The following is a 14,744-nucleotide window of genomic DNA, read 5'->3' on the forward strand; positions in this document are numbered from 1 at the left end:
GGGCGTGGCCTTCCAGGGCGCACTGGCGGCGGCGGGACTGGCCGCGGCCTTCTTCCTCTGGCGGCGCGAGCCGGCTGGTACTCCCGGCGAGGTGGTGGTGCTCGACGCGCCGAAGCAGTCCCTGGAGCGGGTGCACTACGAGGACGCGTCCGGCTCGGTGGAGCTGTACCGCGAGGCCTCGGAGGGGGGGGCGTTGTGGCTGCGGCTGGGGACGAAGCCCCCGAGGGAGCTGCGCGCCAACGAAACGGCGGAGCAGCTCTTCACGCGCTTCGCGCCGCTGCGGGCCACGCGGAGCCTGGGCGTGCTGGACGCGGAGACCCTGGCCGAGGTGGGGCTGAAGGAGAGCCCCCGGAAGCTGGTGGTGACGCTGAGCAGCGGCGAGCACGCCTTCACCCTGGCGGCTTCCTCGATTGGCTGGGGCAACCCGTACCTGCGGCGCGAGACGGATGGGAGCGTCTTCCTCCTCGCGCCCTCGCTGCTGCCCGACCTGGAGAACGCCGCCTTCCGTCTGGTGGACCGGACGCTGCACGTCTTCGGGCCCGCCGAATACGACAGCCTCACCGTCACGCTCGGGAGCACCTCGCGCACCTTCGAGAGCCAAGCACGGGCGCAGCGTCCGGCGGAGCTCGTGCCCAGGGACTCGCCCGGCGCGCCGGACGAGCCGGCCCGCAGGTGGCACGAGCGGGTGTGGTTGCTCGCTCCCGCCCAGGCGGACTTCCTCGGCCGGGGAGAGGCGCCGCCCGGAGGCCCACCGCGCGAGGTGCTCCGCGTGGAGTACCGGCGCGGAGACACGGTCATCGGACAGCTCACCCTCGCACGAGGCGCGGGCGGCGAGCTCTACGCCCGCACCGAGCACACCCCGGGCTGGGCGAAGCTGCCTCCCTGGGCGGACTCCATCGTCGAGGAAGCGCAGAAGGTGGCCGTGGGGCACTGGCGCCCGGAGCCGTAGCCGGAGGCGTTACGCCGCGGGGGCCACGGCCGCGAGCACCCGCTGCACCTCGCGCACCAGCGCATCCGGCAGGCAGGGCTTGGTGACGTAGGCATCGCAGCCGGCGTCCTGGGCCTCGCGCGAGTGCCCATCCAACGCATGGCCGGTGAGCGCCACCACGGGGATGGCGCGCGTGCGGGCATCGCCCTTGAGGCGCCGGGTGGCCTCCCAGCCATCCATCACCGGCAGGGACAGGTCCATCAGGATGACGGCCGGGTGCAGCGCGAAGGCCTTCTCCACGGCCTCCAGGCCGTTGCGGGCCTCGGCCACGCGGAAGCCGGAGAACTCGAGGTACTCCGCGTACATCTCCCGGGCATCCTGGTAGTCGTCGACGATCAGGACGAGGGGCGGGATGTCGTTGCGCGCTGGGCTGTTCATGTCCGCCTCGTACGTCGTGGAAGGTGCAGTGTGAACGTCGAGCCCTGTCCCGCGGCGCTCTTGAGCGAGATACGTCCGTCGAGCATGGCGGCCAGCCGCCGGCAGATGGAGAGCCCCAGTCCCGTGCCTCCATACGGGCGCGTGGGCGAGCTGTCCACCTGCTGGAAGTCCTCCCAGATCTTCTCCTGGTGGATGGGATCGATGCCAATTCCGGTGTCTGCCACGGAGACGTGGACCGTGGCGGTGGCGACCTCGTAGGAGGCCAGCACCTTCACCGAGCCCTCGTGGGTGAACTTCAGGGCGTTGGACAGCAGGTTGACGACGATCTGCTTCACCTTCTGCCGATCGCTGTGCACCGGGGGCAGGTTCGCGTCCAGCGCGGTGCTCACCGCCAGCTTCGAGCGCACGATGATCGGATCCAACTCGGCCATCACTTCCTGGACGAGCTCGGGCAGGCGGAACTCGGACAGGTGCAGCGGCATCCGGCCCGCCTCGATGCGGGTGATGTCCAGGATCTCGTTGATGATCTCCAGCAGGTGCCGGCCGTTGGAGTCGATGCGGCTGAGGCTGCGGCGCTGGGGCGGAGGCAGCTCTCCGTTCACGCCCTGCAACAGCATGTTGGTGTAGCCGAGGATGGCGTTGAGCGGCGTGCGCAGCTCGTGGGACATGTTGGCCAGGAACTGCGACTTGGCGGCGCTGGCCTGCTCGAGCTGGATGGCTTGGCGGCGCAGCAGCTCGTTCTGCGTGGCCAGCTCCTCGGTGGCGGCGTTCACCCGGGCGGCCAGCTCGGAGGAGGCCTCCTCGAGCCGCGCCAGCTGGCGGCCCTTGTACAGGCGCATCAGGTGGCGGCCCAGGTGGCCCGCGAGCCACGCGGCCTCGGGGGACAGCTCCGGCACGGGCGCGCCCACCAGCAGCATGCCCGTCACGGGCGAGCCGGGCGTGGCGCAGCCCAACGACAGGGTGAAGAGGCCCGTCCTCGCCAGCGGCAGCTCCGAGGGGAGCTGGCCGGGATGGAACCACCGGGGCTCGCTCCACTGGAGCGCCTCCACCAGCGGGTGCTTGGGATCATGCAGGGCGAGCACGAACGTCTCGGCGCCCCCCAGGCCATGGCTGGCCAGGGGCACGAGGCAGTGCGAGTCCGACTCGTCGGGAGCGAGGCACAGCACCTGGTCCACGTGGGCGTGATGGACGAGCCACGCCATCGCGGCCTCGGCGCAAGTCCTCGCCTCGTCGCAGCCGAGCAGCAGCTCGGCGAACGCGAGTCGCGCCTCGGGGCCGGGCGCGGGCAGCGACGGCAGGGCGGCGGTGGATGGCAAGACGCGGCGCTCCGGGGTCCTCGGGATACGGATCGTAGGGTTGTTAGTCAGTGGAGCCGAGAAACCCCAGGTTGTCCGATACCTGGACCCCAATGGCCAACACCCTCCGCCCTGAGGTGTTGGTTCTTGCACATCCCGAGGCTTCAGTGGAGGACAGGCAGGCGGGCGGGGATGGCTGCCTGCTCGCCCTACCACCCCCCGGCCGCGTTCCTAGCCTTTGGATCATGGTGGAAGAGCGGAGGCACAAGTCGCTGTGGACGGTGTCGGCCCCGGCGCGGCGCTACCCGGCGCTACAGGGCGACCTCGAGGTGGACGTGGTGGTGGTGGGCGGAGGCATTGCCGGCCTCACCACGGCGTACCTGCTCAAGCAGGAGGGCAAGCGCGTGGCGGTGGTGGAGATGCACCGGCTGCTCACGGGGCAGACGGGGCAGACCACGGCGCACCTCACGGAGCTGCTGGACACGCCCTACTCCACGCTGGCTTCGGACTTCGGGGAGAAGGGCGCGCGCCTGGCCGCCGAGTCCACCCGGGCCTCCATCGAGAAGATCGCCGAGTTGGTGGAGCGGCTGAGGATTTCCTGCGGCTTCCAGCGCGTGCCCGGGTTCCGCTACGCGGAGACGGAGCGCGAGGCGAAGGAGCTGGAGCGCGAGGCCTCCGCGGCCCGGAACGCGGGGCTGATGTGCTCGCTGACGAACGAGGTGCCGCTGCCCTACCCGGTGAAGCTGGCGCTGCGCGTGGAGGATCAGGCGCAGTTCCATCCGCGCGAGTACCTGCTGGCGCTCGCCGAGGGCATCCAGGGAGAGGGCAGCTACATCTTCGAGGACACGCAGGTGATGGAGCTGTACGAGGGCGTGCCGTGCCGGGTGCAGACCGCGCGGGGCCTCCTCACGTGCCGGGACGTGGTGGAGGCCACGACGACGCCGCTCAACCGCGTCTTCCTGCACACCAAGCTGTTCCCGTACCGCACGTACTCGGTGGCGGGGCAGCTCGAGGCGCCGCTGGAGCCGGGGCTCTACTACGACAGCCAGGAGCCGTATCACTACATCCGCACGCACCGGGTGGAGGGCGTGGACTGGCTCATCGTCGGAGGCGAGGACCACAAGGTGGGCACGGAGGAGGACACCGAGCGCCACTACGAGGCGCTGGAGGCGTACACGCGGCGGCGCTTCCGGGTGACGCGGATTGACCACCGCTGGTCTGGCCAGGTCATCGAGCCGGCGGATGGGCTGGCGTACATCGGCCGCAACAGCAACGCGCGGCACGTCTGGGTGGCGACGGGCTTCTCGGGCACGGGCATGACGTTCGGGACGCTGTCGGGGATGATTCTGACGGACCTGATTCTCGGGAGGCAGAACCCGTACGCGGCGCTCTACGACGCCACGCGGGTGAAGCCGAGGGCGGGAGCCAAGGACTTCATCCAGGAGAACGCGGAGGTGGCGTTCCACTTCGTGGCGGACCGGCTGGCGAAGCCGGAGGGACACGACCTGTCCGACGTGCCTCCCGGGGAGGGCCGCATCCTGGAGGTGGACGGGAAGAAGGTGGCCGTCTTCCGCGAGGAGGGCGAGGGCGGTGCGGTGCACGCGGTGAGCCCGGTGTGCACGCACGTGGGGTGCTACGTGCACTGGAACAAGGCCGAGCGCTCCTGGGACTGCCCCTGCCACGGGGCCCGCTACAGCCCGACGGGCGAGGTGCTCAACGGCCCGGCCGTGAAGGGCCTGCCGTCGAAGAAGATCCGCTGAGCCGGGAGGGCTCTTTCGAGCGCGGGAGGCTCACGCCGCGGCCATAGGATGGCCGCATGAGCTTCTTGCGCTCCAGGATGGGGCTCGCGGTTCTCTGCGTGCTGCTGTCGGCCTGCGCGACCTCTGCGCCCATCGTGCGCGACGAGGCCGAGGCGCCCGAGGTGGTGTCCTCCTCATGGGATGAAGCCCGCGCGGACGCCACGTGCGTGGTGCCGCTGTGCGACGAGGAGCACTGCGCTCTCTGGCGCTGCCAGGACGTGGCGGAGGCCCGCCCCGTGCTGCTGGCACAGGCGACGGTGGGGCCACTGGTGGAGCCCATGCTCCCCGAGCCGGTGGTGGAGGGTCCCAGCGCGAGCCGCTGGTGGGGACATCCTCTCGCCGCGCCCCAGGACACTTCGCCCGTCTTCGAAATCCCGTGGCACAACTGGAAGCCCCAGGAACTGGCCGCGCCCAGGCTCTACCGTCACCAGTGCTTCCCCCCGCGAGAGCCCTTCGAGAAGCACCACATCTTTCCGCAGCAGAAGGTGCTGGCCGAATGGTTCAAGAGCAAGGGCATCGACATCCACGCATTCACCATCCATTTGCCGAGGAGTTTCCACCAGTGGCTGCACAGTGGTGGGCCGGAAGGTGGGCAATGGAATGAAGCGTGGCGGCAATTCAAGAAAAAGAACCCGGATGCTCTACCTGAGGAGATCTGGCGCTTCGCGGGTGAGCTCATGATGCGATTCGGAGTGAACGGCCCTCTCGTGCCTTACTTCTGCGAGTAGAGGAGCACACGGATGCGCTATTTCAGAATCGAGGAAGACAGGTCTTCGGGTTACACGGGCTACGTTGACGCCGTACACAAATGGCTGCTGCCAGGCATCCTCAACTGCCCCGTATGCAAGGCAACTTGGGGGGTCGGCTCCAAGACGTACCCTTCGGTGGACTTGATGCCCGTGGCTTCCCTGGCGGACTTCGAGGAAGCCCGCCCCGAGCCCATAGAGGAGTACGAAAGGCTGTGTGAGCTGGTGCGTCCCCTGCTACCGCCAGGGGCCAGCTTGCAACCCGGAGCGGGTTTGGGCCCGCTTACTGGCAATGCCCGTGGGCGCTTCGGACCGCTCTTTTCTCCAGATCCCTGGTGGCTGCTGGTGCAGCGCGAGGCGCTGGAGAAGCTCCAGGCCGAGGGCCTCCGAGGACTCAAGGGCTGCCGTACCGAGCTCCGCTTCCGCCAGCGCAACTCACCCGAGTTTCTCGAGCTGGAAATCCTCCCCACGGGCCGTACCCACCCGGATTGCCTGCCCCCCAATCGCAAGCCCCCGTGCTCGCGGTGTCATCGCCTGGGCCTCTCCCTGCCCGATGCGCTCCTGCTGGACGCCAGCACGCTGCCCAACGACCGGGACCTGTTCCGATTGGAGGACTTCTCCGGCGTGATCGTCTGCACCGAGCGCTTCTTCGATGCCTGCCAGCGCCTGGGCTTGGATGGCGTGTCCTTCCTGCCCGTGCCGTCGAAGTAGCAGCCATCGAGCGTTGCTGCGCTGGACCCGCGCGGATGGCACGATGGGTCCATGCCCGCCGCGACCGCTCGTGTTCTCTCCACCGCCGACTCCGTCCCTTCCCCCGAGAGCCTCCTGCCCGAGGGCTTCACGCCCGCGGCTCGCAGAGCGCTGACGAAGTCGGATCCGACGCTCGCCGCGTTGATGAAGCAGGTGGGGCCCTTCCGCATGAAGGTGAACTCCATCCAGAGCCCCTTCCTGGCGCTGGCCGAGTCCATCGTCTACCAGCAGCTCACGGGCAAGGCGGCCGCCACCATCTTCGGGCGCGTCTGCGAGCGCGTGGGCATGGGCAAGCGCTTCACGCCCGAGGCGGTGCTCGCCCATCCCGTGGAAGGCCTGCGCGAGGCGGGACTGTCCGGTGCCAAGACGGCGGCGCTCCGGGACCTCGCGGCGAAGTCGCTCGAGGGGGAGGTGCCCACGCTGGCCCGGGCGCGGCGCATGAGCGACTCGGAACTGGTGGAGCACCTCACCAAGGTGCGTGGCATCGGGCAGTGGACGGTGGAGATGCTGCTCATGTTCCGGCTCGGCCGGCCGGACGTGCTGCCCGTGGACGACTACGGCGTCCGCAAGGGCTTCATGCGCACGTATGGCCTCTCCGAGCTGCCTCGCCCCAAGGAACTGCTGGCCTACGGGGAGCGCTGGCGTCCGTGGCGCTCGGTGGCGAGCTGGTACCTGTGGCGCTCGCTGGAGCTGCCCGTGGCCGGCGAGTCCCCCTCCTCCGGGGGCGGAAGGGCGTGACCGGGTGGGGGTGAGGTTCTCCTCGCCCCGTGCGCTCCTCGCGCCATCTTCCGAGGTGCGTGCTTGCTCCACGCTCGCGTCAACAACTCGCGCACCTCCGCATCCGTGACGTCCGGGTAACGCGCGTACCCATCGGCCACGGCGACGAAGGGCTCGGGCCGGGCGCAGCAGACGACCTCGTCGAAGTCACTGGCCAGCAGGCGCAGTCCCTCTTCCGCGCCCACGGGCACGGCGGCCACCAGCGCCCGGGCTCCGGCCCCGCGCAGCAGCCCCGCCGCACGCCGCAGGGCCACTCCCGCGGCCGTGCCGTCATCCACCACCACCACGGTGTGGCCCTCCAGTGACGGGACGGGGGCGCTCGGCCGCAGGTCTCGCACGCGCTGGTGGAGCAATCGCCGCGCGCGGGAGAGGTCCTCCTCGAGCGCCTCGTCCGAAAGCGCGAGCGCGTTGAGCGTGGCCTCGTGGAGCCGCGAGGCCGCGGGAAAGCCGAGCATCCCGAGCGTCACCTCTCGCCGGGGCGGGCCCATCGTGTGGAGGAGAGGCTGAACGACAGCCAGGTCCAGCGGCGCTCCGAGCGCCCGGGCCACCTCGAAGGCCACGGGCATGCCACCATGGGGCAGGGCGAGCACGAGGAGGTCCTCGCGCCCGGCGAAGTGCTGAAGCGAGCGGGCCAGGGCCCTACCGGCCTCGGTGCGGTGACGAAAGGGGGCGTCCATTTGCGCACAACGTGCGCCGCGCCCCCGGGAGCCGCAACGTGGGGAAGCCTCCCTCGAGTCCAGGTCACGATGCTCGCCCGAGCCCTCTGCTGGAGAGGGTGCGCTCGCGCGTTGCCTCGCCGGGTATACGTCTGTACAGTGCCCGGCCCCATGAAGCGCGAGAAGGAAGAAGGGGCTTTCACCGGCGCCCGCCGCAAGCCCTGGTCGGGTCCCCGTGGTCTCGAGGCCGTCCTCCAGGGTTGGCGCGATGACAAGCAGATCGGCCCCAACTTCGTCCTGGACGAGGTGAAGCCCGCTCGGATCGGTGCCTATGCGCCCATCCCCGAGGAGGTGGCGCCCCAGGTGCGCGAGGCCCTGAGGCGCCGCGGCATCGAGCAGCTCTTCTCCCACCAGGCCGAGGCCTACCAACTGGCGCGCTCGGGGCGCAGCCTCGTCATCGCCACGCCCACGGCCTCGGGCAAGAGCCTCTGCTACAACCTGCCGCTGCTGGACCGTTTCGCGCGCGAGCCCCAGGCGCGAGCCCTCTACCTCTTCCCCACCAAGGCGCTGTCGAGGGACCAGGAGGAATCGCTGCGCGTCTTCATGCGCGAGGCGGGCCTGGAGCACGGCGCCATCACCTTCGACGGGGACACGCCTGGGGACGCCCGGCGCGCGGCTCGCGAGCGCAGCGGCGTGGTGCTCACCAACCCGGACATGCTGCACACGGGCATCCTCCCGCACCACGCCAACTGGGCGCGGCTCTTCTCCAACCTGCGCTACGTCGTCATCGACGAGCTGCACACGTACCGGGGCGTCTTCGGCTCGCACCTGGCCAACGTGCTGCGCCGGCTGCAGCGCGTGGCGGCCTTCCATGGCTCCTCGCCGGTGTTCGTCCTGGCCTCGGCCACCATCGGCAACCCCAAGGCCCACGCCGAGCGCATGCTGGGCCGCGAGGTGACCCTCGTCTCCGAGAGCGGCGCGCCCGCCGGTGAGCGCCGGGTCATGGTCTACAACCCGCCGGTGGTGAACGCCGAGCTGGGCATCCGCGCCAGCTACCTCAAGAGCGCGGTGCGGCTGGTGTCGGACCTGGTCCGCGCCGAGGTGTCCACGCTGCTCTTCGGCCAGTCGCGCAACAACATCGAGGTGATGCTCAAGTACCTCCGCGACCAGTTCATCGCGGAAAAGATGGATCCCAACCTCATCCAGGGCTACCGCGGCGGCTACCTGCCGGGGACGCGCCGGGCCACCGAGGCCGCCATGCGCGCGGGCGAGGTGCGCTGCGTGGTGGCCACCAACGCGCTCGAGCTCGGCATCGACATCGGCTCGCTGGACGCGGTGGTGTGCGCGGGCTACCCGGGCTCGGTGGCGGCGCTCATGCAGCGCTTCGGCCGGGCGGGACGCCGGGGCGCGGGCAGCCTCGCGCTCCTCGTCACCTCCAGCGCGCCGCTGGATCAGTACCTCGCGGGGGACCCGAAGTACCTCACCGGCGCTCCCGTGGAGCACGCGCGCATCGACCCGGACAACGTCGAGATTCTCGTGCAGCACCTCAAGTGCGCGGCCTTCGAGCTGCCCTTCGAGGAGGGGGACACCTTCGGCGACGTGCCAGCCGAGTCCACCACGGACGCGCTCGGCTTCCTGGCGCAGCACGAGGTGGTGCACCCCACGCCGGGCCCCGAGGGCAAGAAGATGTTCCACTGGTCCGCGGACGCCTACCCGGCCAACCACGTGTCCCTGCGCAGCGTGGGCTGGGACAACGTCGTCATCATCGAGCTGGGCTCGGACCGCACGCTCGCGGAGATGGACTTCCGCTCGGCGCACACCATGTTGCACGAGCAGGCCATCTACCAGCACGAGGCCGAGCAGTACCAGGTCGAGCGCTTCGACTACGACAACCACAAGGCCTACGTGCGCAAGGTGGCGCCGGACTACTTCACCGACGCGATGACGTACGTACGCGTGAACGTCATCCAGCAGGACCAGGGCGCGGCCATCAGCCCCGATCTCCAGGCCGGCATGGGCGAGGTGAGCGTCATCGAGAAGGTGGTGGGCTACAAGAAGATCAAGTACCACACCCACGAGAACGTCGGTTACGGCGACGTGCGCCTGCCCGAGATGCAGATGCACACCACCTCGCTCTGGCTCACCGTGCCGGAGAGCGTGGTGCGCTCCATGGGCGCGCCGCGTCCCGCCGTCATCGATGCGCTCCGGGGCCTCGCCAGCGCGCTGCGCACGGTGGCGTGCGTGGGGCTGATGATCGACCCGAGGGACCTCGGCAAGACGCTCGGAAGCAAGGACGACGCGGACGGGCCGCCGGGCAAGGACGGGAGCGTGGGCTTCGACCCGACCATCTTCCTCTACGACAACATCCCGGGCGGGGTGGGGCTCGCCGCGCGCCTGTTCGATCTGCGCGAGGAATTGCTGCGCCGCGCGCGGCGGCTGCTCGAGTCGTGCGTCTGCGAGGACGGGTGCCCCGCGTGCATCGGTCCCGCCGCGGGTTTCATGCCCGGCAGCGCGCCGGTGGACACCCATCCGCGTAAGCGGCTCGGACTGGAAATCCTCTCGGCCCTGGGTGTCGTGGCCCTTCAGTAGGCGAGGTGCGCCGTGGACTTGAAACGCAAGCTGGCTCGGCTCGGCGGTGCGGGTCCTGGCGCGAAGCCGGGGGCGAAACCGTCTCTGGCTCCGGAAGCCCCGGAGGTGGAGGCGTCCGTTGCTCCGGAGGTGCGGGCCCCTCCCGCTCCGGTGGAGGCTCCTCCCGCCGAGGCGCCCCCGAAGGAGTTGGATCCCCGCCTCGTCGCGCTGCGCCGGATGCTCGGAGAGTGGGCCGAGCGTCAGCAGACGGCGGTGGCTCGCCGGGGGCCCGCCGTGGCGCCGCGACCGGGTCCACTGCCCGCCGAGCCTCGCACCACTCCGCATGGCGTCGTCCACGTCGCCGAGCGCGTGCTCCCACCGGACCACTGCCACGGCAGCGCGCCGCTCGCGGAGGCGCTGGACGTGGAGTCCCCGCTGGTGGCGAGCCTCGCGCTGCAGCCAGGGCTGGCGGGCGTGGACTTCCAGCGGATGCTCTTCCTGGACACGGAGACGACGGGGCTCGCGGGCGGTACGGGCACCGTGCCCTTCCTGGTGGGCCTCGCGTGGTTCGAGGGCCGCTCGCTGAAGGTGCACCAGCTCTTCCTGCGCAAGCTGGGCGAGGAGGCGCCGATGCTGCGCGTGCTCGCCGAGCGCATGGCCGAGTCCTCCTGTCTGGTGACATTCAACGGCAAGAGCTTCGACTGGCCGCTGCTGCGCACCCGCTTCGTGCTCAACCGCGTGGCCCCGCCCGCGGAGCTGCCGCACCTGGACCTGCTGCACTGCGCGCGCCGCGTCTTCAAATACCGGGGCTCTGGCACGCGGCTGGTGCACCTGGAGGAGCAGGTGCTCGGCTACCACCGCGTGGGGGACGTGGATGGCTCGCTGATTCCGGAGCTCTACTTCCGCTTCCTGCGGGGCGCGGAGGGCTCGGCGCTGACGCCGGTGCTGGAGCACAACGTGAACGACCTCCTGCTGCTGGCGGCGCTGCTGGGCGTGCTGGTGCGGCGCTTCCGGGCGAGCGGCACCGAGGGCAAGGACCCGAGAGACCTCCTGGGCTTCGCGGGCGTGGCGCTCCGGGCGCGCGACTACGAGCGGGCCCACGCCTTCGCCCGGGCCGCCGCCGCGGGAGACACGGGCGCCGTGGGCGTCGAGGCACTCGCGCTGGCCTCGCGCCTGTCGCGCCGGGTGGGGGATGACCAGACGGCGGCGGCGAACCTGCAACGGGCGCTCGCGTCGGCGCGGACGGAGCAGGCGGCCCCGCTGCACCTCTCGCTGGCCAAGCTGTACGAGCACGATTTGAAGGACCTCAAGCGTGCCCTGCACCATGCGCGGCTGTGCTCGCCCGCCGAGGGCCCCGACGCACTGCGCCGCCGCGTGGAGCGCCTGGAGCGCAAGCTTTCCCGGGTGTCGCGCGAATACCCGTTGGACTTCGGGACGTGAGAGGGATTGGACGGAGAGGTTGTCGGATAGCGGCTCCTTCCATCCAGCCCCGGTACGAGAAGTGCGCGTGAGCACTTGAACCGCACCCTGGTACTTCCCAAGTAGGGCGGGCCCGTGTCTCCCAATGGGGAACGGCGGAGGTGGGGTATGGACGGCAGGAACGCAGGGGGGGTGCTCGTCTGGTTGGTCCTCGCGGGAGTGTCGGGAAGCTGTGCCTCGACCTCACGCCCTTCGCGGACACCCGAGTCTCCGGCTCCCGTCGTCAAACCCTCCGAGTCTGGAACGGGAGGCGGCGGACGGGTGGAGGACTCGCCCCAGCAGATGGGGTTGTCCCAGCGCGAGCGCGAGAGCTTCTACCACCTGCCTCAAGGCAATGAGCACCTCTGGCTCCCCGTCCTCCGGGCGCTGCCGAGCCGCACGCAACTGGATGGCAGGACGGCCAACTTCCGCTCCTTCCTGGACGACCCCGAGCGTTTCGGCCTCCTGCCGGACCCCGAGAACCCCGAGGCGTTGCCGATAGGCATCGCGCTCGTCCCGGCCTCCGAGCGCGAGCCCGTGGCGCGCGTGGGCACCAACTGCGCCGCCTGCCACGTGGGTGAGTTCCGCTACGGCGGCAAGCGGGTGCGGGTGAATGGGGCGCCAGGCATGCTCAGCCTGGAGGACTTCAACCGGGAGGCCGTCGAGGTCATGGCCCGGACGCTCACGGACCGGACCCAACTGCTGGGCTTCCTCGAGCGGCTCGCCGGGAACCTCTCGCCGCGGGCGCGGGACGGCGGACTGCAGGCGGCCTATCCCGACACCGACCTGACGCCGGATGGGTACTCGAGCGCGCGGGAGAAGCTGGTGGCGGAGGTGGAGTGGTACTGCACCCAGGACGCGGGGGCGTGTGCGCCGCCGAAGCTCGGGCCCGAGCCGGAGCGGGGACTGGCGTTCGACCGGGAGCTCACGCAGTACACCCACGAGCTGAGCCGCAAGCAGGTGCGCACGGTGCCCGATGCCATCCGGGTGCTGCGCGGACACCTCGTGTATTTCATGCGGCTGGGCCGGCTGAAGTTCGGCACCTACGCGGGCCCGGGCCGGGTGGATGCCTTCGGCGTGGCGCGCGGAGTGCTGTTCGGTCCCGAGGCCGCGGGCGTGCTGGCCGCTCCGGTGAGCGTGCCCTGCCTCTGGGAGTTCCAGACGGCCCCGTGGCTGCACTGGGACGGAAACACCAACTCGATGATGGAGCGCAACATCGGCCAGTCGCTCGGCATGGGCGCGACCGTGGACCGGCGGACCTTCGAATCCTCCATCCTCCCGCGCAACCTGGCGGAGCTCGAGCGGCTCTCGCGGAAGATCGCCACGCCGCGCTGGCCGGAGCAAGTCTTCGGAGGGTTGGACGCGGCGCGCATCGAGCGCGGGCGCGAGGTCTTCGACCGGAGCTGCCAGGGGTGTCACGGCACCACCGGGCCGAACGTGGTGCCGCTGGAGACGGTGGGCACGGATGGGAACCGGGCCCGGAGCTTCGCGGCGAAGGTGGGGGACCTGGAGTTCCCCTCGGCGTTGCAGGACCTGCTCGCGCGGGTGAAGCAGCGGGCCTATGCGCGTGACGGAATGAGTGAGCAGGAGGTCCGCACCCTGGATCCGGGCGTCATCTACTGGCGCGCGCCAGTGGGGTACGTGGCCCGGCCGCTGGCGGGCATCTGGGCGACGGCGCCCTACCTGCACAACGGCTCGGTGCCCACGCTGTGGGCTCTGCTCCAGCCCGCGTCCGAGCGCCCGGCTCGCTTCCCCGTGGGCCAGTACGACTACGACCCCGGCAAGGTGGGCTACGTCACCGAGGTCTCCGGCACACCGCGCTTCACCTTCGACGTGGCGATGCCCGGCAACAGCAACGCCGGGCACGAGTACGGCACGGACCTGTCCGACGAGGAGAAGCGCGACCTGCTCGAGTACCTCAAGTCGCTCTGAGGGCTCAGGGACTGCTGGGGCAGGGGGGGCTGTCGGGGCAACGCCCGTCGACGTCCCGGGGAGTCGTCTGCGTGCAGCCGGCCACCCGGGCGAAGGCGTTCGTGTCCAGGAAGCCCACCGCGTCGGAGCCGTTCCAGCCGCGGAGGATGCCGTGCCCCGCGCTGTCCTCGATGTGCGAGTGGGCGATGAAGGGCGCGGCCGGCTGCTGGAAGACGAGGATGGCCGAGCTGACGTCGAACGAGCCGGGCAGGTAGTTACAGCCGAAGCTCGAGCACTGGCAGGGGCCGCCGGCATAGCGGACCCATACGGACTCCAGCCGGTTGTTCGGGCCCAGCCCGTCGAAGCGGATGCCCGCCCAGTCACCCGCGGCCGGCGTGGCCTTGGCGGAGGTGAAGACGACGGGGCGGGTGTCCGTGCCGGCGGCGATGAGGGTGCTGCGGTCGTCATACACGCGCAGCGTCGTCTGGGGCCGGAAGCGCAGCTCGACACCCGGCTCCACGGTGAGGGTGGCCCGGGTGCTGGAGTTGCCCACCTGCAGCCCGTCCATGACGTAGGGCACGCCGAGCGCCCTCACGGTGGTGTCCACGCCGACGTAGAAGACGCTGGAGGCGGCCACGTCGGGGCTGACGAAGAGGGAGTCCGAGCGATTGCCCGTATAGGTACCGGAGGGCAACGTGCCCAGGGCGTTGGGGTTGAGGGCGATCGGCTCCGGGCGCGCCTCGCTGCCCGAGCCATGAATGATCAGGTCCGTGGAGCCCTCGGCGAATCCGCTCGTGCCATTGAGCAACACGCCCGGTCCGCGCGAACCCTCGATGGTGACGTGCTCCACGAAGAGCGGTCGTTGGCCAGGAAGATCCGCGCCCGCGCTCACGCGGAGGGTGGCCTCGGCGGACGAGGGGTTTCCACCGCCCGACAGCACCGTCCACGTCAGGCGCGCGGAGCCCCCGGAGTAGATGCGGAACTGGCCCCAGGGCTGGCTCGCATCCTGGGGCTCGAAGCGCACCGGACGCGCCTGCGTGCCCGCGGCGACGAGCGAGCCGCCGCTGTCCAGCCCGATGGAGCGTGCCGGACCCATGCGCACGACGGTGCAGGGCTCCACCGTCACCGTCGCGCGCACCAGCAGGTCCGCCGCGACGACATGAGGGCTGGCGGCGGACCAGGTCTCCGGAGCGGAAATGGTGCCCTGGTGCTCGATGGGCGCGCCCGTGGGGGTGGAGCACGTGGGCCCGGGCTGCCCCGCGTCCGGCTGGCCCGAGGGCTCCTCCGAAGTGCAACCCGGCAGGATTCCGGCCAGCAGCAGCCACGTCAGCGCACGGCGTTGAAAGGACGATTTCACGATGGATGCCTCCAGGGGGCGCGTCGACGCGCCCGTCCTGCAACCATCGCTGTTCTCGCAA

At 70.6% G+C, this 14,744-nt stretch carries 12 protein-coding genes; 8 read left to right on the forward strand and 4 right to left on the reverse strand.

Annotation, left to right across the window (positions count from 1 at the left end; all coding sequences use genetic code 11):
- Positions 1–4: 4 nt before the first annotated feature.
- On the forward strand, positions 5–949 hold the full coding sequence (locus ACJ8AN_RS37705) for a hypothetical protein (RefSeq protein ID WP_407760446.1): 945 nt from the start codon (positions 5–7) through the stop codon (positions 947–949).
- A 9-nt stretch (positions 950–958) separates the two neighbouring features.
- Here ACJ8AN_RS37705 and ACJ8AN_RS37710 read toward each other — a convergent pair whose 3' ends face one another.
- Positions 959–1,366 carry a response regulator gene (locus ACJ8AN_RS37710; RefSeq protein ID WP_407760447.1) on the reverse strand — a complete coding sequence of 136 codons (408 nt, stop codon included), beginning with the start codon at positions 1,364–1,366 and terminating at the stop codon, positions 959–961.
- Positions 1,363–2,682, reverse strand: coding sequence for a sensor histidine kinase (locus tag ACJ8AN_RS37715; RefSeq protein WP_407760448.1), 1,320 nt, complete (start codon positions 2,680–2,682; stop codon positions 1,363–1,365). The genes ACJ8AN_RS37710 and ACJ8AN_RS37715 overlap by 4 nt, the downstream gene beginning before the upstream one ends.
- Positions 2,683–2,906: 224 nt before the next feature.
- On the opposite strand from ACJ8AN_RS37715, the gene ACJ8AN_RS37720 reads away from it, so the two are divergent.
- From ACJ8AN_RS37720 to ACJ8AN_RS37735, 4 genes are read left to right on the forward strand one after another with little or no spacing between them, the layout of a single operon-like run.
- On the forward strand, positions 2,907–4,421 hold the full coding sequence (locus ACJ8AN_RS37720) for an FAD-dependent oxidoreductase (RefSeq protein WP_407760449.1): 1,515 nt from the start codon (positions 2,907–2,909) through the stop codon (positions 4,419–4,421).
- Positions 4,422–4,477: 56 nt separating this feature from the next.
- Positions 4,478–5,188, forward strand: coding sequence for a TIGR02269 family lipoprotein (locus ACJ8AN_RS37725; protein ID WP_407760450.1), 711 nt, complete (start codon positions 4,478–4,480; stop codon positions 5,186–5,188).
- Between the two features lie 12 nt (positions 5,189–5,200).
- Entirely contained in the window at positions 5,201–5,917 is a 717-nt protein-coding gene (locus ACJ8AN_RS37730; protein WP_407760451.1) for a double-CXXCG motif protein, read from the forward strand.
- Positions 5,918–5,968: 51 nt separating this feature from the next.
- Positions 5,969–6,694: a DNA-3-methyladenine glycosylase family protein gene (locus ACJ8AN_RS37735; RefSeq protein WP_407760452.1), complete on the forward strand. Its 726-nt coding sequence runs from the start codon at positions 5,969–5,971 to the stop codon at positions 6,692–6,694.
- On the opposite strand, the gene ACJ8AN_RS37740 is transcribed toward ACJ8AN_RS37735, so the two are convergent.
- Entirely contained in the window at positions 6,583–7,410 is an 828-nt protein-coding gene (locus ACJ8AN_RS37740; RefSeq protein WP_407760453.1) for a phosphoribosyltransferase, read from the reverse strand. The two genes, ACJ8AN_RS37735 and ACJ8AN_RS37740, sit on opposite strands and share 112 nt — an antisense overlap.
- Before the next feature lie 150 nt (positions 7,411–7,560).
- On the opposite strand from ACJ8AN_RS37740, the gene ACJ8AN_RS37745 reads away from it, so the two are divergent.
- The 3 genes from ACJ8AN_RS37745 to ACJ8AN_RS37755 all read left to right on the forward strand — a co-directional run bounded on the left by ACJ8AN_RS37745 (position 7,561) and on the right by ACJ8AN_RS37755 (position 13,347).
- Positions 7,561–9,978: a DEAD/DEAH box helicase gene (locus ACJ8AN_RS37745; protein ID WP_407760454.1), complete on the forward strand. Its 2,418-nt coding sequence runs from the start codon at positions 7,561–7,563 to the stop codon at positions 9,976–9,978.
- 12 nt (positions 9,979–9,990) lie between these two features.
- Complete coding sequence (locus ACJ8AN_RS37750; RefSeq protein ID WP_407760455.1) at positions 9,991–11,397, forward strand: ribonuclease H-like domain-containing protein; 1,407 nt, start codon at positions 9,991–9,993, stop codon at positions 11,395–11,397.
- Between the two features lie 300 nt (positions 11,398–11,697).
- Positions 11,698–13,347 carry a di-heme-cytochrome C peroxidase gene (locus tag ACJ8AN_RS37755; protein WP_407760456.1) on the forward strand — a complete coding sequence of 550 codons (1,650 nt, stop codon included), beginning with the start codon at positions 11,698–11,700 and terminating at the stop codon, positions 13,345–13,347.
- A 4-nt stretch (positions 13,348–13,351) separates the two neighbouring features.
- Here ACJ8AN_RS37755 and ACJ8AN_RS37760 read toward each other — a convergent pair whose 3' ends face one another.
- A complete protein-coding gene (locus ACJ8AN_RS37760) occupies positions 13,352–14,683 on the reverse strand; it encodes a hypothetical protein (protein ID WP_407760457.1) in 1,332 nt (443 codons plus the stop codon).
- Between the last annotated feature and the right edge of the window lie 61 nt (positions 14,684–14,744).

Origin of the sequence: Archangium sp. (genome assembly GCF_045802675.1) — a bacterium.
Taxonomy (GTDB): Bacteria; Myxococcota; Myxococcia; order Myxococcales; family Myxococcaceae; genus Archangium.